This is a genomic window from Brevundimonas sp., assembly GCF_029945885.1.
Taxonomy (GTDB): Bacteria; Pseudomonadota; Alphaproteobacteria; order Caulobacterales; family Caulobacteraceae; genus Brevundimonas.
In genome coordinates, this window is the sequence record NZ_JAQSDK010000006.1 from 13,862 (window position 1) to 34,363 (window position 20,502).

General features: G+C 66.9%; 20 protein-coding genes and 2 tRNA genes. 17 read left to right on the forward strand and 5 right to left on the reverse strand.

Annotated features, from left to right (window positions below):
• The first annotated feature begins 47 nt into the window (after positions 1-47).
• Complete coding sequence (locus PSV00_RS04210; protein ID WP_300445211.1) at positions 48-368, forward strand: hypothetical protein; 321 nt, start codon at positions 48-50, stop codon at positions 366-368.
• A 12-nt stretch (positions 369-380) separates the two neighbouring features.
• On the opposite strand, the gene PSV00_RS04215 is transcribed toward PSV00_RS04210, so the two are convergent.
• A complete protein-coding gene (locus PSV00_RS04215) occupies positions 381-1,040 on the reverse strand; it encodes an HAD-IB family hydrolase (protein ID WP_366944633.1) in 660 nt (219 codons plus the stop codon).
• 192 nt (positions 1,041-1,232) lie between these two features.
• On the opposite strand from PSV00_RS04215, the gene clpX reads away from it, so the two are divergent.
• The 3 genes from clpX (at position 1,233) to PSV00_RS04230 (ending at position 5,377) form a co-directional block, all read left to right on the forward strand.
• Positions 1,233-2,495: an ATP-dependent Clp protease ATP-binding subunit ClpX gene (gene clpX / locus PSV00_RS04220; protein WP_300445212.1), complete on the forward strand. Its 1,263-nt coding sequence runs from the start codon at positions 1,233-1,235 to the stop codon at positions 2,493-2,495.
• A 267-nt stretch (positions 2,496-2,762) separates the two neighbouring features.
• Entirely contained in the window at positions 2,763-5,159 is a 2,397-nt protein-coding gene (lon, locus tag PSV00_RS04225; protein WP_300445213.1) for an endopeptidase La, read from the forward strand.
• Between the two features lie 141 nt (positions 5,160-5,300).
• Positions 5,301-5,377 (forward strand) — tRNA-Val (locus tag PSV00_RS04230).
• A gap of 73 nt (positions 5,378-5,450) precedes the next feature.
• Here the strand turns inward: PSV00_RS04230 and PSV00_RS04235 are convergent.
• Positions 5,451-8,624, reverse strand: coding sequence for an autotransporter domain-containing protein (locus PSV00_RS04235; protein WP_300445214.1), 3,174 nt, complete (start codon positions 8,622-8,624; stop codon positions 5,451-5,453).
• Positions 8,625-8,820: 196 nt separating this feature from the next.
• Here PSV00_RS04235 and PSV00_RS04240 point away from each other — a divergent pair, with 196 nt between their 5' ends.
• From PSV00_RS04240 to PSV00_RS04255, 4 genes are read left to right on the forward strand one after another with little or no spacing between them, the layout of a single operon-like run.
• Positions 8,821-9,711, forward strand: coding sequence for an SPFH domain-containing protein (locus PSV00_RS04240; RefSeq protein WP_300445216.1), 891 nt, complete (start codon positions 8,821-8,823; stop codon positions 9,709-9,711).
• Between the two features lie 28 nt (positions 9,712-9,739).
• Positions 9,740-9,895: a hypothetical protein gene (locus PSV00_RS04245; protein WP_300445218.1), complete on the forward strand. Its 156-nt coding sequence runs from the start codon at positions 9,740-9,742 to the stop codon at positions 9,893-9,895.
• A gap of 31 nt (positions 9,896-9,926) precedes the next feature.
• Positions 9,927-11,273: a glycosyltransferase gene (locus PSV00_RS04250; protein WP_300445219.1), complete on the forward strand. Its 1,347-nt coding sequence runs from the start codon at positions 9,927-9,929 to the stop codon at positions 11,271-11,273.
• Positions 11,274-11,332: 59 nt separating this feature from the next.
• Entirely contained in the window at positions 11,333-11,848 is a 516-nt protein-coding gene (locus tag PSV00_RS04255; RefSeq protein WP_300445221.1) for a phosphoglycerate mutase family protein, read from the forward strand.
• A gap of 112 nt (positions 11,849-11,960) precedes the next feature.
• Here PSV00_RS04255 and PSV00_RS04260 read toward each other — a convergent pair whose 3' ends face one another.
• The 3 genes from PSV00_RS04260 to PSV00_RS04270 all read right to left on the reverse strand — a co-directional run bounded on the left by PSV00_RS04260 (position 11,961) and on the right by PSV00_RS04270 (position 14,368).
• Positions 11,961-13,739: a M56 family metallopeptidase gene (locus tag PSV00_RS04260; protein WP_300445223.1), complete on the reverse strand. Its 1,779-nt coding sequence runs from the start codon at positions 13,737-13,739 to the stop codon at positions 11,961-11,963.
• A complete protein-coding gene (locus PSV00_RS04265; protein WP_300445225.1) occupies positions 13,736-14,110 on the reverse strand; it encodes a BlaI/MecI/CopY family transcriptional regulator in 375 nt (124 codons plus the stop codon). The genes PSV00_RS04260 and PSV00_RS04265 overlap by 4 nt, the downstream gene beginning before the upstream one ends.
• A 181-nt stretch (positions 14,111-14,291) precedes the next feature.
• Positions 14,292-14,368: transfer RNA gene (locus PSV00_RS04270), tRNA-Asp, on the reverse strand.
• Between the two features lie 240 nt (positions 14,369-14,608).
• Between PSV00_RS04270 and PSV00_RS04275 the strand changes: the two genes are divergently transcribed.
• Genes PSV00_RS04275 through nuoF form a run of 9 tightly spaced genes read left to right on the forward strand, consistent with a single transcriptional unit; the run spans position 14,609 to position 20,499 of the window.
• Positions 14,609-14,986, forward strand: coding sequence for an NADH-quinone oxidoreductase subunit A (locus PSV00_RS04275; protein ID WP_300445227.1), 378 nt, complete (start codon positions 14,609-14,611; stop codon positions 14,984-14,986).
• Entirely contained in the window at positions 14,956-15,585 is a 630-nt protein-coding gene (locus PSV00_RS04280; protein ID WP_300445229.1) for an NADH-quinone oxidoreductase subunit B family protein, read from the forward strand. The genes PSV00_RS04275 and PSV00_RS04280 overlap by 31 nt, the downstream gene beginning before the upstream one ends.
• Before the next feature lie 56 nt (positions 15,586-15,641).
• Complete coding sequence (locus PSV00_RS04285) at positions 15,642-16,202, forward strand: NADH-quinone oxidoreductase subunit C (protein WP_300445511.1); 561 nt, start codon at positions 15,642-15,644, stop codon at positions 16,200-16,202.
• 6 nt (positions 16,203-16,208) lie between these two features.
• Positions 16,209-16,613, forward strand: a complete 405-nt coding sequence (locus PSV00_RS04290; protein WP_300445230.1) for a hypothetical protein — start codon at positions 16,209-16,211, stop codon at positions 16,611-16,613.
• Entirely contained in the window at positions 16,606-17,889 is a 1,284-nt protein-coding gene (locus PSV00_RS04295) for an NADH-quinone oxidoreductase subunit D (protein WP_300445232.1), read from the forward strand. Before PSV00_RS04290 ends, PSV00_RS04295 begins: the two co-directional genes overlap by 8 nt.
• An 11-nt stretch (positions 17,890-17,900) precedes the next feature.
• On the forward strand, positions 17,901-18,260 hold the full coding sequence (locus tag PSV00_RS04300; protein WP_300445234.1) for a hypothetical protein: 360 nt from the start codon (positions 17,901-17,903) through the stop codon (positions 18,258-18,260).
• Positions 18,257-18,919, forward strand: coding sequence for an NADH-quinone oxidoreductase subunit NuoE (gene nuoE, locus PSV00_RS04305; RefSeq protein ID WP_300445236.1), 663 nt, complete (start codon positions 18,257-18,259; stop codon positions 18,917-18,919). The genes PSV00_RS04300 and nuoE overlap by 4 nt, the downstream gene beginning before the upstream one ends.
• Positions 18,916-19,182, forward strand: coding sequence for a hypothetical protein (locus PSV00_RS04310; RefSeq protein ID WP_300445237.1), 267 nt, complete (start codon positions 18,916-18,918; stop codon positions 19,180-19,182). Before nuoE ends, PSV00_RS04310 begins: the two co-directional genes overlap by 4 nt.
• A gap of 3 nt (positions 19,183-19,185) precedes the next feature.
• Positions 19,186-20,499, forward strand: coding sequence for an NADH-quinone oxidoreductase subunit NuoF (gene nuoF, locus PSV00_RS04315; RefSeq protein WP_300445239.1), 1,314 nt, complete (start codon positions 19,186-19,188; stop codon positions 20,497-20,499).
• Positions 20,500-20,502: the final 3 nt, after the last annotated feature.

Consider the following 20,502-nt stretch of genomic DNA (forward strand, 5'->3'; position numbering starts at 1 on the left):
CCGTCAGGATGCGGCGATCCGGGGCGGGATCGTGCTATGGGCTGCGGATGCAGTACGGACGTGACACCCGCGGCGTCGTCGAGATCGACGGCGACACCTATGACTGGGAGGTGCGACGGCAGCCCCAGCCCCAGGCCAATGGCTCCTGGGACGGCATGGCCATCGCCCTGCGGCTGAAGGACTTCAAGCGCGAGGCCATCGTCCAGTTTCCGATGCCGATGCGCCCGAACGGCCGTCCGGACCTGGAGAAGCAGCGCGTCAATATCGAGGCCGTGCGCAATTCCGTGACCGCTGCCATCGAGGCCGGCTGGAATCCGACCTCACGCGGCAAGCCGGTTGTCTTCGACGTGGATGCCGACGGCCGCTAGTGCCGGTCGGCGTCAGGGGTGGCCTGTGAACACCCGGAAGCCCGCCTCGGCGGCAAAGGCCAGCATTTCTGTGTCGCCACTGGTGTCCCCATAGGCAGCGGCCAGCTTCAGATCGTCGCCATAGGCGGCGCGCAGGCGGCGCACCTTCTCCTCACCCCGGCAGTTGGGCCCGGTGAAGGCACCGGTGACCCGGTCGTCGGCATCGAAGGCCATATGGGTCCCCAGCAGGGCCTCGGCCCCGAGGCGACGCGCAAACGGGGCGACGGTGATCCCGGGCGAGGCGGTCACGATCACGCGATGTGCGCCCCGGCGGCCCCAGTCCTGCCAGCAGGCGAGGGCATCGGGACGGATGAAGCGGGGCCAGATGAATTCGGCGAACCGTTCGGCCTCGGCCTCGAGCGTGGCGCGGTCCACGCCGCCGAGGAATTCCCGTACCGAGGCTGCCTTGATCCGTCCGCGGTCGCGGTCATGGGCATAGGTCACCACCGCCGGCGTCAGTTTGGCGAGGCCCAGGGCCCAGCGGGCCGGGCCGGCGCGCCAGCGCAGAAAGGCGGTGAAACTGTCGCGGATGGTCAGTGTGCCGTCAAAATCGAAGGCGACAATCGGCACGCCCGGGGCCGGCGCGGCCTCAAGGGTCTGGCGAATCACCGCTCCGGTGCCCATGTCACGCATTCGCCGTGATCCCCGTCGACTGTGAACATGGTCCGTCCTTCCTGCCCTGCCGGCACGCGGTGGGCTTGTGGCCGCGGCAATGATGGGTGATTGTCAATTTTTGAAGACCTTCGCGCCTAGAGTTCAGGAATCAACGCGTTGGATACGCGCTCGGCTGCATGTCGCGGCCGTTCGTCGGAGTGAGATGGGTCTATGACCAAAGCAGCCAGCGGCGACGCTAAAAGCACTCTGTACTGCTCGTTCTGCGGGAAGAGCCAGCACGAAGTGCGCAAGCTTATCGCCGGTCCGACGGTGTTCATCTGTGATGAATGCGTCGAACTGTGCATGGATATCATCCGCGAAGAGCACAAGATTGCCTTCAAGACGACCAAGGACGGCGTACCGACTCCGAAGGAGATCCGGGACGTCCTTGACGACTATGTGATCGGGCAGAAGCACGCCAAGAAGGTTCTGAGCGTCGCCGTTCACAACCACTACAAGCGGCTGAACCACGCGGCCAAGAACAACGATGTTGAACTGGCCAAGTCGAACATCATGCTGATCGGGCCGACCGGTTCCGGCAAGACGCTGCTGGCCCAGACCCTGGCCCGCATCATCGACGTGCCCTTCACCATGGCGGACGCCACCACCCTGACCGAGGCCGGTTATGTGGGTGAGGACGTCGAGAACATCATCCTGAAGCTGCTCCAGGCCTCTGACTACAATGTCGAGCGGGCCCAGCGCGGCATCGTCTACATCGATGAAATCGACAAGATTTCGCGCAAGTCGGACAATCCGTCGATCACCCGTGACGTCTCGGGAGAGGGCGTGCAGCAGGCCCTGCTGAAGATCATGGAAGGCACCGTCGCCTCCGTGCCCCCCCAGGGCGGCCGCAAACACCCGCAGCAGGAGTTCCTGCAGGTCGACACCGCCAACATCCTGTTCATCGTCGGCGGGGCCTTCGCCGGCCTTGAGAAGGTGATCGCCGCGCGCGGTGCCGGGGCCTCGATCGGCTTCGGGGCCAAGGTCAAGGACGTCGACGAGCGTCGCACCGGCGACATCCTCAAGGGCGTCGAGCCCGACGATCTGATGCGGTTCGGCCTGATCCCGGAATTCATCGGCCGTCTGCCGGTCCTGGCCACGCTGGAGGACCTCGACGAGGAAGCCCTGGTGATGATCCTGACCGAGCCGAAGAACGCCCTGGTCAAGCAGTACAAGCGTCTGTTCGAGATGGAGAATGTCGAGCTGTCCTTCACCGACGACGCGCTCAACGCCGTCGCCAAGAAGGCTATCACCCGCAAGACCGGCGCGCGCGGCCTGCGCTCGATCCTGGAAGGCATCCTGCTGGAGACCATGTTCGAGCTGCCGACCTTCGAGGGGGTCGAGGAGGTCGTGGTCAATGCCGAGGTGATCGAGGGCAATGCCCAGCCGCTGCTGATCTATGCCGAGAAGAAGAAGGCTGACGGGGCGGCCTGACCGCCCCCGTCCTCCTGACACCGACAATCAGGCCCCGGGCGTCGCGTCCGGGGCCTTTTTCGTGCCCGGCAGGTACGGTTGTCTGGGGATGAAGCCGGGCGGGCAGGGCGGCGATTTGTGGTTATGCTTGAACCGGGCCGCCCGCGACCCACATACTCTAACGAACGCCGTCGGAATCGACGGGTCGCCCTGACGGGGTCCGGCATAGCGCCGGGGGCCGCTGGGTGACGGGCCGGAGATCACCAATGGCCCGGGAAAGTATGCATCATGACCGAGACCAAAACCCTGCCCGTCCTGCCGCTTCGGGACATTGTCGTCTTCCCGCATATGGTCGTGCCGCTGTTCGTCGGGCGCGAGAAATCCGTGCGGGCGCTGGACGAGATCATGGCGGGCGACAAGCAGATCCTGCTCGCCACCCAGAAGAATTCCGTCGACGACGATCCGGCGTCGGACGCCATCTATCCGGTCGGCGTGCTGGCCACCGTGCTGCAGCTGCTCAAATTGCCGGACGGTACCGTCAAGGTATTGGTTGAGGGCAAGAGCCGCGCGCGCCTGGTGAAATTCACCGACCGCACCGAATTCTTCGAGGCCGAGGCCGTCGAGATTCCCGAGGAGGCCGGTGATCCGTCCCAGTCGGAAGCCTTGCTGCGCGCCGTGGTCGAGCAGTTCGAAAACTATGTGAAGCTGAACAAGAAGGTCCCGCCCGAGGCCCTGAGTTCGATTCCGCAGATCGTCGAGCCGTCCAAGCTGGCCGACTCGGTCGCCGCCCATCTGTCGATCAAGATCGCCGACAAGCAGGCGCTGCTGGAAACCACGGACGTGCCCAAGCGTCTGGAGCGGGTCTATGGCCTGATGGAGGGCGAGATCAGCGTCCTGCAGGTCGAGAAGAAGATCCGCTCGCGCGTCAAGCGCCAGATGGAGAAGACCCAGCGCGAATATTATCTGAACGAGCAGATGAAGGCGATCCAGCGCGAGCTGGGCGAGACCGACGACCAGCGCGACGAAATCATGGAGCTGGAGAAGCGCATCCGCCGTACCCGGCTGTCCAAGGAGGCGCGGATCAAGGCCGACGCCGAGGTCAAGAAGCTGCGCAACATGAGCCCGATGTCGGCGGAGTCGACGGTGGTACGGAACTACCTCGACTGGCTGCTGTCGATCCCGTGGGGCAAGGCCAAGGCCAAGCCGATCGACCTGCAGAAGGCCGAGGACATCCTCGAGGAGGACCACTACGGCCTCGAGAAGGTCAAGGAACGGATCATCGAATATCTGGCCGTCCAGGCGCGCACCGGCGCGCTGAAGGGCCCGATCCTGTGCCTCGTCGGCCCTCCGGGCGTCGGCAAGACCTCGCTGGCCAAGTCGATCGCCAAGGCGACCGGCCGCGAATATGTGCGGATGTCGCTGGGCGGCATGCGCGATGAGGCCGAGATCCGCGGTCACCGCCGGACCTATATCGGCTCGATGCCCGGCAAGATCATCCAGTCGATGAAGAAGGCCAAGACCACCAACGCCTTCATCCTGCTGGACGAGATCGACAAGCTGGGTTCGGACTGGCGCGGGGATCCGTCCTCGGCCCTGCTCGAGGTGCTGGACCCGGCCCAGAACGCCAATTTCGGCGACCACTATCTGGAGGTCGATTACGACCTGTCCAACGTCATGTTCGTGACCACGGCCAACAGCCTGAACATGCCCCAGCCCCTGATGGACCGGATGGAGATCATCCGGGTCAGTGGCTACACCGAGGACGAGAAGGTCGAGATCGCCAAGCGCCACGTGCTGCCGAAACTGCTGACCGACCACGGCCTGAGCGCCGGGGAGCTGGTGGTGCCGGACGACGCCATCCGCACCCTGATCCGCTACTACACCCGGGAAGCCGGGGTGCGGTCGCTGGAGCGGGCCCTGGGCAGTCTGGCGCGCAAGGCCGTGCGCGAGATGGCCAAGACCAAGGCGACCACCATCACGGTCGACGAGGCCAAGCTGGCCGAATACGCCGGGGTCAAGAAATACCGCTATGGCGAGATGGACGAGGAGGATCAGGTCGGCATCGTCACCGGTCTGGCCTGGACCGAGTTCGGTGGCGACATCCTGACCATTGAGGCGATCAAGATGCCGGGGCGCGGCCGGATGACCGTGACGGGGAACCTCAAGGAGGTGATGAAGGAGTCGATCTCCGCCGCCGCCTCCTATGTGCGGGCCCGGGCCCTGACCTTCGGGGTCAAGCCGCCGGTGTTCGAGAAGACCGACATCCATGTGCACGTGCCCGATGGCGCGACGCCCAAGGACGGTCCCTCGGCCGGTGTGGCCATGACCGTGGCCATGGTCTCGGTCCTGACCGGGGTGCCGATCCGCAAGGATATCGCCATGACCGGCGAGATCACCCTGCGCGGCCGGGTCACCGCCATCGGCGGGCTGAAGGAGAAGCTGCTGGCGGCCCTGCGCTCGGGGGTCAAGACGGTGCTGATCCCGCAGGAGAACGAGAAGGACCTGGCCGAGGTGCCCGACAATGTGAAGTCGGGTCTGGAGATCATTCCGATCTCGACCGCGGACGAGGCGTTGAAATGGGCCCTGACCGGCACCCTGACGCCGACCGAGTGGGACGAGGTGGCCGATCCGCTGCCGATGCCCACCGCCCCCCTGTCCAGCGGAGGCACGGCTGTCAGCCACTGATCCGGCGGACATCGATCGACAGGGACGCGGTCCGGGGCAACCCGGGCCGCGTTTTTCGTTTCTGCCCCGGATCGGCCTCCTGTCGAAAAGCGTCTTGAACGGCCGGGCCCGGACGGGCATGACAGACGGGCGTTGCTGGACGGGCGGCTAGCTCAGCTGGTCAGAGCATCTCGTTTACACCGAGAGGGTCGGCGGTTCGAACCCGTCGCCGCCTACCACAGCGCATCACCCCGCGAAAAAGGCCGCCGGAGCGATCCGGCGGCCTTTCGTGTTTCGGGCCCGGAGGGGGACCTAGAAGCGGAAGCTGGCGCGCAGCAGCAGCATGTAACGCACGTAGTTCTCAATCATTTCCGCATCGGCGGTGATCGACAGCATGCCCAGGTCGTTGCCGACGTTCAGGCGGAAGCCGACGATTGGACCGCCGCCCTCGATGGAATCGGGGGTCAGGCGGAAATCGGGGCCGCCACCGGCGAAACGGCCGACGGTTTCGCCCGGATCGACCGAGATGTTCTGACGCCAGCCGACCCGGACCTCGGGACGCAGCCAGCTGTCCTCGCCCATGCCCATGCCGATGTTGAGGGCAGCCACGGTGGAGAACATATGACCGTCGCGCGCGTCGATGTTCAGGTCGAAGCCATTGCCGCCGCCGGTCTCGCTGCGGGCATCCTCGCTGAGCGAGAAATATTCGGCGTAGACTTCGGGGCGCAGGCTGAAGCGACCGAAGCTGCGCTCGTAGGAGGCCCCGCCGGCCGCGGCCAGGGTGAAGCCGTTCCAGGTGGATTCGTTGCGCAGGTTCAGACCGCCGCCGACGAACTGGCGGGTCGCGTCGAAGGTGGCATAACCGGCCGCCGCACGGGCCCAGGTCGTCCAGTTCTGGCCCTGGGCGCGCCAGTAGAGGCCCAGTTCCACCAGGCTGGCGGACAGGATTTCCTCGGCCTCGGCCTCGGGATCCTTGAGATCTGACGAGGTGAAGGCCAGCGAGACGCCGACCGCCCCCAGGCCACTGCCGCGCTCGACGCCGCCGGCGACGCCGAAGCCTTCCGAACGGAAGCCGTAGGTGTCGGTCTTGTCCTTGTCGGCGTAGAAATTGATTTCCTGCACCCAGGCGCTGACCTCGCCGGGGGCGGCCGAGGCGTTGCGCCCCGTCAGGGCCCGGGTCACGGCGTCGACGCCGCTGGCCAGGGACAGCAGGGGGCCGCCGGAATGGTCGGGCAGGACCTGTTCGTACAGGTTGATGAAGCCCGGCTGCTGCGTCTGGGCCAGGAAGGCGTTGCGCAGCGTCGTGTCGGTGCCGAGGGCGTTGTAGAAGGCGTCGTACATCGCGCCCTCGACGGTGCCCAGACCGGCTTCGGCGGCGGTGCGGCGACGGGCGTCGACATAGACCTCACCGGCCGGGACGTCGGCCCCGGCGTCGATGACGAACAGGAAGGGCGAATTATCGGTCACCGACGACAGGTCGATGGCTCCGTAGTTCAGCGTCCCCGCCTGGATGATGGTGAAGCGTTCGGGCGTGTTGATCAGGGAGTTGAACTGCACCCCCAGACCCGCGCCGTCGGCCAGGGTCGCCGTGCCCGAGACCACGAAGCCGGAATTGGTGCCGTTCACCGGGTCGAGGGTGACCAGCAGATTGCCGTCGGCACCGACATTCAGATTGGTGATGTTCAGCGGAGTCAGCTGGCCGGCGGCCAGGGTGCCGTCGCTGACGGTGATGTCCAGCAGGCCGTCCGCGTCCGACAGGGCCCCGCGCACGACGGCACCGCCGCTGATCAGCAGCTGGTCGGCCCCGGTCCCGAAGGCGATGTCGCCCTGGACGGCACCGTTGCGGATATCGACCACGTCATTGCCCGTGCCGAGCCGGATCGCGCCGGTGATGGCGGGTTCGTAGAGATCGGGAACGCCGTCGTTGTCGGTGTCGAGGTCCGCCGAGGTGCCGGCACCGACAGCCCCGGTCTGGATCAGGGTCACACCGGTGGTGTTGGCGCTGACGTCGATGGCCGTGGCAGTCCCGGTCGTCGGGTCTCCGGCGGCATTGGGTGTCAGGGTCGCCTGGATCAGACGGGTGTTGGAAATCGCATTCAGCGTGCCGCTGAAGTCGCGGATGGCGGTCGTGTTCACGGTTGAACCGATCGCCGTCGCAAGGATCACGGCGTCGTTCGACAGGCTGGACACCGAGGCCCCGGCGTCAATCTGCACCGCTGTAACCTGGCTGGCCACATCGGAGGAGCCGCCGACCGAGATGCTGCCGGTGTTGCTGATCCGCGGCGTGATCGTGCCGTCGGCGAGGCGCAGGGCCGTGGCATTGGCCTGGAACGACAGGCCCGAGATCGTGCCCTCGTTGCGAACGCCACCGTCGACGGTGACCGTATTGCCGGTGCCGCCAATGACCAGGCCATTGCCCTGGACGTTATCGTAGATGCCCTGGCCGGTGACGGTGCCGCGGTTGATGAAGCCGAAGGCCGAATCGCCGGTCCCGACCACGCCGAGGGTGATGGCGCGGGTCGTCGAACCGACCCGGACCGCCGGAGCCGCGCCGAAGCTGGTGACAAAGCCGGTCGTTTCGGTCGCGTCCGGCACGCCGTCGCCGTCTTCATCGGCATTGTTGGCGTCGGCATCGAGCGGTGGACGGTCGAGGACCACGCCGCCGCTGACGTTGCCGGCGATGATGACCGGCGAATTGTTCTGCAGCAGGTCCTCGGGGTCGAGATGCTCCAGGAAGGTGGCGGGCGGCCGGGTGGTGTAGCGATAGCCGCTGGACATCAGGTCGCCCTGGATGCTGACCCGGCCCGCGACGTCGCCCTCGAGCACGACCGCCGAGGTATTGGCCCCGAAGGTAGCCATGGTGCCGCTGAGCATCACATCGCCGGTGATCGTCGAGGTCGAGCGGACGGCGATGGCGTTGTCACCCGCCATGCGGATGCCGCCGAGGGTCGTCAGCCGGCCGGTCAGGCCGGATTCGATCGAGATGCCGACCGCATTGACGCCGTCGACCAGCAGGGCGCTGGCATTGTTCAGAAGGATGTTGCCCGTCAGGGGCGAGGCACCGACCACGCGGATACCGTAGCGGTCGCTGCCGTTGGCCCAGGGGCCGTCGGTGTCGCCGTCGCCGTCGGTGTCAGGATAGGTGGTGATGTCGTCACCGACAGTGACGGTGCCGCTGATCGTAATCGATCCGGTATTGCCGCCGTTGGCCAGGATGCCGGTCGTACCGTTGGCTGTGCTGCCCCCGCCGATGCTGCCGCCCGAATCAAGCGTGATGCTGTGGCTGGAATCGAGGGTGACGATATTGCCCGTCAGGACGTTCATCGCGCCGCCGCTGGCGATGCGGATGGAATCGGCCCCGCTGCCTGTGGCATTGGACGTCAGGATCGGCGTCGTCCGGGTCGTCGAAATCACGATTTCGGCGTGGGCACCGGCCGCTACCATCAGGGGGGCGATCGCCACTGCGGTCGCAAGCAGTTTACGCATTCGAAAAAAACCCCTGGTGGACAGACGCGCAAGGACGCAGGTCACCTCTAACAGGGACTGCGCAAGCATGTCCCAAGTTTCGCGAATTTGAGGCGAATGCAAGGCCTAAGGCAGTTTCGATGATCGGGCCCTGCGTATTCATCTTGCCAAAGCTGCGATCAAAGTGATATCACTTTTGTCGAAACAGGAGGGTTTAATGGGCAACGAACATTTCAAATCGGTCGAACGGCCGGCGGCGGTCATGGCCGGGATATCCATGCTGCTGGTCGGGCTGGCGATCATTGTCGCGGGGCCGGTGATCATCGGCATGAACCTCGGTGACAAGCCCGCCGTCCTGGGCGGCGTGGCCGTGTCGATGGCGGGTCTGCTGTTGCTGACGGGCCTGTATTCGCTGCAGCCCAATGAGGCGATGGCGATCATGCTGTTCGGGGCCTATCGCGGGACCGATCGCACCACCGGCCTGCGCTGGGTCCTGCCCTGGTACACCCGCAAGAAGGTCTCGGTGCGGGTTCGCAACCTGACCAGCGACAAGCTGAAGGTGAACGACAAGCGCGGCAGCCCGATCGAGATCGCCGCCAATGTGGTCTGGCGCGTCGAGGATTCGGCCCAGGCCCTGTTCGACGTCGAGGACTACCAGGCCTTCGTCAACATCCAGGTCGACACCGCCCTGCGCGATATCGCCTCCCACTATGCCTATGACCATGGCGACGAGGACGCGGCTCCGGAAATGACCCTGCGGGCCGACGCCGAGGATGTGGCGGCCCGGTTGCGGGACGAACTGGTCGGCCGGGTCCGGGTCGCCGGGGTGGCCATCGACGAGGCGCGGCTGGCCCATCTGGCCTATGCGCCGGAAATCGCCGGGGCCATGCTGCGTCGCCAGCAGGCCGAGGCGGTTCTGGCCGCGCGACGCCTGATCGTCCGCGGTGCGGTCGGCATGGTCGAGAACGCCCTGACTGATCTGGGCGAGCGCGGCGTGGTGGATCTGGACGAGGACCGCAAGGCGGCGATGGTCTCGAATCTGCTGGTCGTGCTGTGTGCCGATCGCGACGCCCAGCCGGTCGTCAACGCGGGGACCCTGTACAGCTGAGATGGCCCGGGCCCGGAAGCCGTTTCTGATGCGGGCCACCCCCGGGGTGATGGCGGCGGTCGAGCGATTGGCCGCCGCCGAGCTGCGTTCGGTCAATGCCCAGGTCGAGACCCTGCTGCGTGAAGCCCTGTCGCGGCGGGGCATCAAGGTGACCGATCTTCCTCCGCCGGCTGAGGACACTTGAGCTCGGCCGGTTCCAAGGCTAGGGCGGCACCATGGTGAAGTCCCGACTGGCTACCGTCCGCCGCGTTCGTCGCATCCAGCAGCGCTCCATTCGCACGGGCAGCCGGCCCCCGACCGAGAGCGAATTGCTCAGCATGGTCGGGGTCAAGGTCGAGGAGAGCGAGCTCCGCCTGATTCCCGGACTGGACGAGGAGGTCTCGGAGACCCTGCGCCGGCTGCGGGCGTCGACGGCGGACGCCCGGCCCCGGCTGGTCGACACCACCATGCTGTATGCGCCGCGCTCGGGCGGGGTGAAACGCTATCTGCTGTCCAAGAAGGCCTGGCTGGCAAGTCATCGGCCGGGCGTGGCCCACAGCCTGGTCGTCCCGGGCCCCCGGCACGAGGCCGGGGACGACGACGTCATCAAGCTGCACGCGACCAAGCTGCCGTTCGGCGACGGCTATCGCTGGCCGTCCTCGGTGCGGCGCTGGGGGGCCTGGGTGGCGGCGCTGGAGCCGTCGGTGATCGAGGCCGGGGATCCCTATACGCCGGGGCAGGGGGCGCTGGAGGCGGGCCAGAGGGCCGGCTGTCCGGTGGTCGGCTTCTGCCACTCCGACCCGGCCGGGCTGGCGGCCCTGCATTTCGGCGAATGGGCCAAGAAGCCGGTCGAGAAACGATGGGCCCAGCTGTTTTCGCAATTCGACCGGGTGGTCTCGCCCAGCCGGTTCATCGCCCGCCGTCTGGAAGAGGCCGGGGTGCGTGACATCGTCATCCGGCCGCTGGGGGTCGAGATCGAGACCTTCCACCCGGACCGGCGCGATCGCGACTGGCTGCTGAAGAAGCTGGACCTGCCGGACTCGGCGCGGCTGTTGTGCTTCGCCGGGCGACCGGCGCGCGAGAAGAACATCGGCGTGCTGATCGAGGCCGTGCAGAAACTGGGCGCGCCCTATCATCTGGTGCTGGTCGGGGCCGGGGCCGGGATGCCGGCCGAGGATCGGGTCATCTCCCTGCCGTATGAGGCCAACCCCAGGGTGGTGGCCAAGATTATCGCCAGCTGCGACGCCTTCGTGCACGCCAATGACAAGGAGCCGTTCGGCCTGATCGTGCTGGAGGCCATGGCCTGCGGCCGGCCGGTGGTCGGGGTCAATGCCGGCGGCGTGGCCGAGACCGTGGACGACACCGTCGGACAGCTGGCGCAGAGCGCCGACCCCGGTCATTACGCCGAGGCGGTCGAGGCCCTGTTCCGGCGCGATATCGAGGCCATTGGCCAGGCGGCCCGGGCCCGGACCGTCGAACGCTTCGCCTGGAACCGCGTGTTCGAGGACCTCTGCACCGTCTATGCCGACGTCAGTGGCGAGGCCGCCTTCGTGACGGCGGCCGAGGCGCAGGTCACGCCCTAGGCCCGCTGGACACCCGGCCCCGACCGGGCCACGGTTCGGGCAGCAAGAGGATGATCCCGATGAAGAGACTGCTGCTCGCGGCGGCCATGACCGCGATGCTGGCCGCCCCTGCGGTGGCCCAGACCGTGATTGTCGTTCGTCACGCCGAAAAGGCCGAACAGAGCGCCGACCCGGTGCTGTCCGATCTGGGTGAGGCCCGGGCCGCCGCCCTGGCCGAGACCCTGGCCGGGGCGGGCGTGACCCATGTGTTCGTCAGCCCCCTGCAACGCACGGCCCTGACCGCCGCGCCCAGTGCCGCCGCCGCCCATCCCGAGGTGGTCGCCGTGTCGCTGGAGGGTGGGGCCGCGGCCCATGTAGCCCGACTGGTCGGTCAGGTCCGCCAGTTGTCGCCCGAGGCGGTGGTGCTGGTGGTCGGGCACAGCAATACGGTGCCCGACATCGCCCGGGCCCTGGGCGCGACTGAAGCGGCGGCGATGGACGAGTGCGAATACGACCGGCTGACGGTCCTGACCCTGACGCCGACCGGGGCCCATGCGGTGACCGGTCACTACGGGGCCGCCAACCCGCCCTGCTGAGGACAGGACCCGCCGGGACGAGCCAATCTCTGCCGGATCACAGCGAACAGGCCCGCGCTACCCTCCTCCGGGCGTGCCCGGAGGAGGGTAGCGGCGCTGAAGCCAGGACACCCTAGAGGGCTGACGTGGCCTCACCGCGCTGGCGAAGCTGTCGGGCCCCGACGGCGAGCGCATCAGCCTGGGATTCCAGTCGGGGCGACAGGGCCTGGAGTTCGGCATCGGTCAAAGTGCGCCCCTGGGCGCGGGCTTCGGCGATCCGCTCGGCGCGATAGGCGGCATTCTGCAGCTTGCGTGCCTCTTCCCGCATGGTCGCGGCACCGCGCTCCATCTCATCGGCCCCCGAGCGCATCTGGATACGGGCGTCGGCCATGGCCCGGCGGGCATCGTCCCGGGCGGCCTGGGTGTCGGCGACAGCGGCGCGGGCGTCGGCGCGGGTCTGTTCCCGGTCGCGCAGGGCGGCGACGCGGTCGGCCTCAGCGCGGGCGCGGTCCTGGGCGACACGGGCCTGATCCTGAACCGCGCGGACCCGGGTCACGGCGTCGACCGGTGCCCGATGGCTGACCAGCCGCGGCGGTGCTGGCGGCGCGGGCGGCGCGGGCGGGGCCGGGGGAGCGTGAGGTGCCGGGGGAGGTGCCGGGGGGGCAGGCGGTGCCGGCGGTGCGGGGGGCACGGGGGGCAGGGGGGGCGGGCCGTCGCCGGAGTAGCTGTAGGTGTAGGTCTGGCGGCTGGTGCTGCCATCGGCCTGCGAGACCAGGGAGGCCGTGTAGCCGTCACGGGAATAGCTGAAGCTGGCGTTGTCGGCCGGGGCGACCGGTGCCACCGATCCGACCGTGGCGACCGTAGCGACCGTGGCGACGGGCGCGACGGGCGCTGGCTGGGCCACGGCCGCCGACGCGGCGACTTCGGCCGGGCTGACGTCCGCTGTGCGGGCCGCCAGTTCCAGGGCGGCCAGGGGGGTAGCGACCGCGACCATGCCGCCGACCGCCAGGGTCATGGCCAGCGAGCGGGCGTGGGGTTTGCGCGGAGAAGTCATGATGGCGTTGATCCTTTGACTGAGCGAGCGGGCGGGACCGGTCATGCCGGTCGCGGCCACGGGGGTGGTTCGGGCGGCCAGATTGACCAGGGTGTGGGCGTACTGGCGGGGATCGACGCGAACGATGGCCAGGGCATCGGCGGCCTCTTCGGACCGGTCGATCAGGGCGGCGTGCAGCCGCCACATCAGCGGATTGAACCAGAACAGGGCCAGGGCCAGGCGTGACAGGGCCAGGAAGGGCCAGTCGAGGCGGCGGATATGGGCGATCTCATGGGCCAGGACCGCATCGGCGTCGGCCGAACGGGCCAGGCTGTCGGGATGGATCAGGACGGTCCCGGGCGGCAGGCCCCAGCTGAGCGGTCCGTCGACCCGCGAAGCGGCCAGCAGGCGCGGGCGCCGGGCCCGGCCGTCCCACTGACGCTCCAGGGCGGCGGTCCAGGCACCGTCGACGACCGGGCGGCCGCTGCGGCTCCAGCGCGACAGGGTCCAGACCCCGGCCAGGAAGCGGCCCAGCACGAGGGTGGCCCCCAGGGTCCAGGCAATCGCCAGCAGGGCCCAGGCCGGCGGAGCCCCGACCGAGCCGCTGACCGAAACCCCGGCGACCGGCCCCACCTCGCCGGCCCAGGCGACCGGGTCCACCGTCGGGACCGGCGCGGCGGCCACGGCGGGCAGGACGGCCAGGGCCAGGTCGGGTCCGGCCAGGGCGATGACCGGCAGGGCCAGCATCAGGCCGACGGTGGCGCGGAGCAGATCGGCCCGCTCGGCCGCCGGGCGTCCGGCAAACAGTTCGGCCAGCAGCAGGCCGGCCCCGGCGACGAGGCCGGACTTGAGCGCGAGGCTGATGAGCAGGGCGATCATGACTGCCGCTCCCCGGCGTCGTCGATGGCCCGGCGCAGGGCCGCCAGTTCTTCCGGGTCCAGCTGCGAGGCCAGGCCCAGCAGGGCGGTGGCGGCGCTGGCGGGGGAGCCGTTGAAGAAGGTGTTGACCAGACGGCGCAGGGCTCCGTCAGCCACGGCCTCGGGCCGGAGCACAGGCGCATAGACATAGGCCTGGTTATCGGTGCGGTGGGCGATCAGTCCCTTGGCCTTCAGTCGTGACAGCAATGTGCGGACCGCCGAATCGCTGGGGGAGCCGGACATGGCGTTGCGAACAGCCCCGGCTGTGCCCTCCTCGAGCTGACACAGAATCTCGAACACCTCGCGTTCGCGTCTGGGCAGGGATTCGATCATCGGGGCCTCCGCTACATTTGTAGCCTGTTACATATGTAGCAGAATAAGGCGCGATTGGGGCGGGCGAATGAAATCGCCGACAGGTTCAGCGATGCCGCTGTGACGATGCAGAGATGAGGGGGAGGGGTGTCGACCGGGTCAGGGGCGGGGCGCGCCATTCCCTCGAACAATCGAGAGGGAATGGCGCGAGTGACGGGACTCGAACCCGCGACCTCCGGCGTGACAGGCCGGCACTCTAACCAACTGAGCTACACCCGCGTATTCCCGGCGCGGCGCTGGTTGCGTCGCGGCGAGGGGCGTCGTTTAGGCGGGTGGGACTTGCACTGTCAAGCGCGCTGTCAGCGATTTTTCCAGCCTGTCGGGGCCTGACATCCAGGTCACAGCGCCCTGCGAACCATTCTCAACAAAATCCTTTGTCGTCATGGGTTTGAACCCCGGCGGGGTTGGGGCTAGAAAGCGCCGAATCCGCTGCCTCCCTGGCGGCCGAGGTCTTCTCGAATGAACGCATTTCTTCTGGAATATCTGCCGATCGTTATCTTTCTCGGGATAGCGACGGCGCTGGGCCTCGGCTTCATGCTGGCGGCCTGGGTGCTTGCGCCCAGCAATCCCGACTCCGAAAAGCTGTCCGCCTATGAATGCGGCTTCAACGCCTTTGACGATGCACGGATGAAATTCGACGTGCGGTTCTATCTGGTGTCGATCCTGTTCATCATCTTCGATCTGGAAGTCGCCTTCCTGTTCCCCTGGGCCGTGTCGATGTTCGACCTGTCCAAGGGCGGCATGGTGTTCGCCTTCTGGTCGATGATGGTCTTCCTGGGTGTGCTGACGGTCGGCTTCATCTACGAATGGAAGAAGGGGGCGCTGGAATGGGAATAGTGACCAACACCACGCCGCTGATCGGGGTCGGCAACCAGGGCGCGTCCCCGATGGGCTTCGGCCAGGGCGCGCGCGCCACGGTCGAGGGCTATGACCCCAAGCTGCACGACAAATTCTTCGAGCAGGTCAACACCCAACTGGGCGAGCAGGGCTTCCTGACCACCTCGCTGGACGACGTGATCACCTGGGCCCGGACCGGCAGCCTGATGTGGATGACCTTCGGCCTGGCCTGCTGCGCCGTGGAGATGATGCAGGCGTCGATGCCGCGCTTCGACATGGAGCGGTTCGGCATGGCCCCGCGCGCCAGCCCGCGCCAGTCCGACCTGATGATCGTGGCCGGGACCCTGACCAACAAGATGGCTCCGGCGCTTCGCAAAGTCTACGATCAGATGCCGGATCCGCGTTACGTGCTTTCGATGGGCAGTTGCGCCAACGGTGGCGGATATTACCACTATAGTTACAGTGTAGTTCGTGGTTGCGACCGTATTGTACCTGTAGACGTCTATGTTCCCGGCTGTCCGCCGACGGCGGAGGCCCTGCTTTACGGCCTGCTGCAGCTGCAGAAGAAGATCCGTCGCACGGGGACCATCGACCGATGAGCACCGAAGCCAATATCGCGGTTCGTGAGGCCGTCCTGACCCCGCTGGGGGCCGAGATGGTCGGCGAGCTGGGCGTCGACGCCCAGGTGGCCTTCGGTGAGCTGAACCTGGTCGCCCACCGTGACCGGATCGTCGAGGTGCTGACCGCGCTGCGCGACCGCTTCGGCTTCCAGCAGCTGCTGGACGTGTGTGGGGCCGACTATCCGGACCGGGTCGAGCGGTTCGAGATCGTCTATCATCTGCTGTCGATGACCCGGAACGTGCGGGTGCGGGTCAAGGTGGCGACCGACGAACAGGCCCCCGTGCCCAGTGTCATCGCCGTCTATCCGTCGGCCGGCTGGTTCGAGCGCGAGGCGTTCGACATGTATGGGGTGCTGTTCTCGGGTCATCCGGACATGCGCCGGCTGCTGACCGACTATGGCTTCCAGGGGCATCCGCTCCGCAAGGACTTCCCGATGACCGGGTATGTCGAAGTGCGTTACGACGAGGAACAGAAGCGGGTTGTGTATGAGCCCGTCAAACTGACTCAAGAGTTCCGGAACTTTGATTTCCTGTCGCCGTGGGAGGGGGCCGACTATCCGGCCCCGGTCCTGCCCGGCGACGAGAAGGCGGGATGATCGACCATGAACAAGGCAGCGTTTCGCTCGGCCTCTTCCTTCTTTCTGGTGACCTTCTCGACCGCCTTTCTGTTCACCCTGGGCGCGCGGATGACCGGCTGGTTCACGCGCGCGCCGGTGATTCCGGCCGAGCAGACCCAGGCCCTGGGCATTTCGATCATGATCGCCGTCGTCTGTCTGGCGGTCGGGGCCGGTATCCGGCGGCTGTCGGCGGGCGAGTTGCAGAGCGCCCTGCTGGGGGCTTCGGCCATATTGCTGTCGACGCCGCTGGCCATCGCGGTGCTGACCGGCGACTGGCAGCTCTCGACGGCGGCCGTGTCGAGCATGGGTTTGTTGACGCTGGTGCTGGGCTGGGTCGTCGCCCTGGCCCGACGGCCCAAGTCTCTGGACGAGGAACTGTCTGATGGCTGACGGCCACACCCCTGCCAAGAAGCCGGCCCTCGGGTCCGAGCTGGCGACCGACGTGTTCGACACGACCGAGGACGGCCGGACGGCCGCGGCGCGGGCGCTGGACGACCGCAAATTCACGATCAATTTCGGCCCGCAACACCCGGCCGCGCACGGTGTGCTGCGTCTGGTGCTGGAGCTGGACGGCGAGGTGGTCGAACGCGTCGATCCGCACATCGGCCTGCTGCATCGCGGCACCGAGAAGCTGATGGAGGCCCGCACCTATCTGCAGAACGTGCCCTATCTGGACCGCCTCGACTATGTCGCGCCGATGAACCAGGAGCACGCCTTCTGCCTGGCCATCGAGCGGCTGCTGGGCATCGAGGTGCCGTACCGGGCCCAGCTGATCCGCGTGCTGTATTCGGAAATCGGCCGCATCCTGTCGCACCTGCTGAACGTGACGACCCAGGCCATGGACGTCGGGGCCCTGACCCCGCCGCTGTGGGGGTTCGAGGAACGCGAGAAGCTGATGGTGTTCTACGAGCGCGCCTCGGGCGCGCGTCTGCACGCCAACTATTTCCGTCCTGGTGGCGTCCACCAGGACCTGCCGATGGCCCTGATCGACGACATCGGGCGCTGGTGCCATGAATTCCCGGCGGCGCTGAAGGACATCGAGTCCCTGGTCACCGAGAACCGCATCTTCAAACAGCGCAACGTCGACATCGGCGTGGTGTCGAAACAGCAGGCGCTGGACTGGGGCTTCACCGGCGTGATGCTGCGCGGCTCGGACATCGCCTGGGACCTGCGCAAGTCGCAGCCTTACGAATGCTATGCCGATCTGGAGTTCGATATCGTCGTCGGCAAGAACGGCGACTGCTGGGACCGCTACCTGTGCCGCATCGAGGAGATGAAGCAGTCGGTGCGGATCATGGAGCAGTGCATCCACGAACTGCGCAACCGTCCCGGCGAGCCGGTGATGGTCGAGGACAACAAGATCGTCCCGCCCAAACGCGGTGAGATGAAGCGCTCGATGGAGGCGCTGATCCACCATTTCAAACTGTACACCGAGGGCTTCCGCACGCCCGAGGGCGAGGTCTATGCCTCGGTCGAGGCCCCCAAGGGCGAGTTCGGCATCTATCTGGTCAGCGACGGCAGCAACAAGCCGTACCGGGTCAAGATCTCGGCCCCGGGCTTCCGCCACCTGCAGGCCATGGACTGGATGAACCGCGGCCACATGCTGGCCGATGTGTCCGCCATCCTCGGCTCGCTGGATATCGTGTTCGGCGAGGTGGACCGGTGACGCCTCCGCCCATGCAGTTCTCATTCGTCGACCTGATCGGACCGGTTATTGTGATCCTGATCCTCGCCGGGTTTGAAGGCGCGCAGTCCTTTGGAACCGCGAAAATCAAGGCAACTGCGGCGGGCTGGTATCTCCGTATGCTTGTGGTGCATGCAATTACCTTTCTGCCATTCTGGATCGTTTGGAGTGCAATCTCCCGCGCTGACGCCGCTGATCTGGACAGTCGCGTGTCGATCTGGACCCAGGCCGGCTGGGGAGTGGCTGCGTCGGCGCTGGCTTGGGTGATTATTGGATCGATTGCGCCCGTGCGCCGCTGGCTCCGCGAGCCCTCGCGCAAGGCACGCGAGTTCGAAAGAAAGTCTGTCGCATGAGCGTTCGTCGCCTCGCCAAGATTCAACCCGCCAGCTTCGCCTTCTCGAAGGCGACGAAGGCCAAGGTCGACTGGTGGATCAAGAAATACCCGGCTGACCGCAAACAGTCGGCGGTGATCCCGATCCTCTGGCTGGTGCAGAAGCAGGAGGGCTGGTGCCCCGAGCCGGCGCTGCGCGCGATCGCCGAGCTGCTGGAGATGCCCTATATCCGGGTGCTTGAGGTCGTCACCTTCTATACGATGTTCATGCTGGAGCCGGTCGGTTCGGCGGCCCTGATCCAGGTGTGCGGCACCACGCCGTGCGCCCTGCGCGGGGCCAATGACCTGATGAAGGTCTGCAAGGACAAGATCGGTCCGAAACAGGTGCTCAGCGCCGACGGCCGCTTCACCTGGGAAGAGGTCGAATGCCTGGGGGCCTGCGCCAATGCGCCGATGGCCATGATCAACGACTACTATTTCGAAGACCTGACGCCCGAGACCCTGGCCCAGATCATCGACGATTTCGCCGCCGGCAAGAAACCCAAACCCGGCTCGCGCGTCGGTCGCCACAGCTCGGAGCCCGAGGGCCCGGCCCTGACCCTGACCGATCCGAAACTGTACGACGGCTCGGCCGCCAGGCCGATCAAGGCCCTGCCCAACAGCAAGCCGGTGCCGGCATGAGCCGTCCCGACCTCAGCTCCGACGAAGCCATCGCTGCCTACAAGGCCGAGATGCGGGCCGTCGGCCGCAAGCAACGCTTCGCGGGCCTGGCCTGTGTCGTGCTGGGCGCGATCATGGTCTGGTCCGTCGGCCAGGCCGGCGCGGCCGGCCCCGCCCTTCAGATGGCCGGCTACGGCCTGCTGGCAGTCGGCTGGGTGCTGATGCTCGCGGCCATCTTCCTGCGCACCCGTTATCATCGCCGTCGTATGGCGGAACTGGACTGAACCATGGTCGGACTCCTCGAAGACAAGGACCGCATCTTCACCAATCTGTACGGCTTCCATGACTGGACGCTGGACGGGGCGAGGAACCGCGGCTGCTGGAACGCCACGAAGGACATGCTCGACCTCGGGCGCGACTGGGTCATCACCAACGTCAAGAATTCGGGCCTGCGCGGACGCGGCGGCGCCGGCTTCCCGACCGGTCTGAAATGGTCCTTCATGCCCAAGGAGGTGAAGGACCGTCCTCACTATCTGGTGGTCAATGCCGATGAGTCCGAGCCCGGCACCTGCAAGGACCGGGAGATCATGCGCCATGATCCCCACCTGCTGATCGAAGGGTGTCTGATCGCCAGCTTCGCGATGCAGGCCCACGCCTGTTACATTTATCTGCGCGGCGAATATGTGCTGGAACGCGAGCGTATGGAGGCCGCGGTCAAGCAGGCCTATGACGCGAAGCTGATCGGCCAGAACAACATCCATGGCTGGGATTTCGACGTCTACATCCACCACGGTGCGGGCGCTTACATCTGCGGCGAGGAAACCGCCCTGCTGGAGAGCCTGGAGGGCAAGAAGGGTCAGCCGCGCCTGAAGCCGCCGTTCCCGGCCGGGGCCGGCCTGTACGGCTGCCCGACCACGGTCAACAATGTCGAGTCGATCGCGGTGGTCGGCACCATCCTGCGTCGCGGAGCCGAATGGTTCGCGGGCTTCGGCCGCGCCAACAACACCGGCACCAAGATCATGTCGATCAGCGGCCACGTGAACCGGCCGTGCAATGTCGAGGAGGCGATGTCGATCCCGCTGCGTCAGCTGCTGGAAGAACATTGCGGCGGCGTGCGCGGCGGCTGGGGCAATCTGAAGGCCGTGATCCCGGGCGGGTCGTCGGTGCCGATGATCACCCGCGACATGGCCGAGACGGCGCTGATGGATTTCGATTCCCTGCGCGAGATGCAGTCGGGCCTCGGCACCGCCGCCGTCATCGTGATGGACGAGTCGACCGACCTGGTGAAGGCGATCGCCCGCATCAGCTATTTCTACAAGCATGAGAGCTGCGGCCAGTGCACCCCGTGCCGCGAGGGCACCGGCTGGATGTGGCGCGTGCTGGAGCGGATGTCGGTGGGCGAGGCCGATCCGTCCGAGATCGACCTGCTGCTGGACGTCAGCAAACAGGTCGAGGGCCACACCATCTGCGCCCTGGGCGACGCGGCCGCCTGGCCGGTCCAGGGGCTGATCCGTCACTTCCGTCACGAGATCGAGGATCGCATCTCCCAGTACCGCAGCCGCCGCGCGAATTTCGCCGGCCATGCGATCGCGGCGGAGTAGGGC

What these genes read in the sequence shown, in the direction of transcription:
- PSV00_RS04290 (WP_300445230.1), top strand. Translation starts at nt 16,209, where the DNA reads ATGAACAAGGCAGCGTTTCGCTCGGCCTCTTCCTTCTTTCTGGTGACC.
- PSV00_RS04310 (WP_300445237.1), top strand. Translation starts at nt 18,916, where the DNA reads ATGAGCCGTCCCGACCTCAGCTCCGACGAAGCCATCGCTGCCTACAAG.
- PSV00_RS04235 (WP_300445214.1), bottom strand. Translation starts at nt 8,624, where the DNA reads ATGCGTAAACTGCTTGCGACCGCAGTGGCGATCGCCCCCCTGATGGTA.
- PSV00_RS04240 (WP_300445216.1), top strand. Translation starts at nt 8,821, where the DNA reads ATGGGCAACGAACATTTCAAATCGGTCGAACGGCCGGCGGCGGTCATG.
- nuoE (WP_300445236.1), top strand. Translation starts at nt 18,257, where the DNA reads ATGAGCGTTCGTCGCCTCGCCAAGATTCAACCCGCCAGCTTCGCCTTC.
- lon (WP_300445213.1), top strand. Translation starts at nt 2,763, where the DNA reads ATGACCGAGACCAAAACCCTGCCCGTCCTGCCGCTTCGGGACATTGTC.
- clpX (WP_300445212.1), top strand. Translation starts at nt 1,233, where the DNA reads ATGACCAAAGCAGCCAGCGGCGACGCTAAAAGCACTCTGTACTGCTCG.
- PSV00_RS04275 (WP_300445227.1), top strand. Translation starts at nt 14,609, where the DNA reads ATGAACGCATTTCTTCTGGAATATCTGCCGATCGTTATCTTTCTCGGG.
- PSV00_RS04300 (WP_300445234.1), top strand. Translation starts at nt 17,901, where the DNA reads ATGCAGTTCTCATTCGTCGACCTGATCGGACCGGTTATTGTGATCCTG.
- PSV00_RS04245 (WP_300445218.1), top strand. Translation starts at nt 9,740, where the DNA reads ATGCGGGCCACCCCCGGGGTGATGGCGGCGGTCGAGCGATTGGCCGCC.
- PSV00_RS04250 (WP_300445219.1), top strand. Translation starts at nt 9,927, where the DNA reads ATGGTGAAGTCCCGACTGGCTACCGTCCGCCGCGTTCGTCGCATCCAG.
- PSV00_RS04260 (WP_300445223.1), bottom strand. Translation starts at nt 13,739, where the DNA reads ATGATCGCCCTGCTCATCAGCCTCGCGCTCAAGTCCGGCCTCGTCGCC.
- PSV00_RS04255 (WP_300445221.1), top strand. Translation starts at nt 11,333, where the DNA reads ATGAAGAGACTGCTGCTCGCGGCGGCCATGACCGCGATGCTGGCCGCC.
- PSV00_RS04280 (WP_300445229.1), top strand. Translation starts at nt 14,956, where the DNA reads ATGGAAGAAGGGGGCGCTGGAATGGGAATAGTGACCAACACCACGCCG.
- PSV00_RS04295 (WP_300445232.1), top strand. Translation starts at nt 16,606, where the DNA reads ATGGCTGACGGCCACACCCCTGCCAAGAAGCCGGCCCTCGGGTCCGAG.
- PSV00_RS04265 (WP_300445225.1), bottom strand. Translation starts at nt 14,110, where the DNA reads ATGATCGAATCCCTGCCCAGACGCGAACGCGAGGTGTTCGAGATTCTG.
- PSV00_RS04285 (WP_300445511.1), top strand. Translation starts at nt 15,642, where the DNA reads ATGGTCGGCGAGCTGGGCGTCGACGCCCAGGTGGCCTTCGGTGAGCTG.
- PSV00_RS04210 (WP_300445211.1), top strand. Translation starts at nt 48, where the DNA reads ATGCAGTACGGACGTGACACCCGCGGCGTCGTCGAGATCGACGGCGAC.
- nuoF (WP_300445239.1), top strand. Translation starts at nt 19,186, where the DNA reads ATGGTCGGACTCCTCGAAGACAAGGACCGCATCTTCACCAATCTGTAC.
- PSV00_RS04215 (WP_366944633.1), bottom strand. Translation starts at nt 1,040, where the DNA reads ATGCGTGACATGGGCACCGGAGCGGTGATTCGCCAGACCCTTGAGGCC.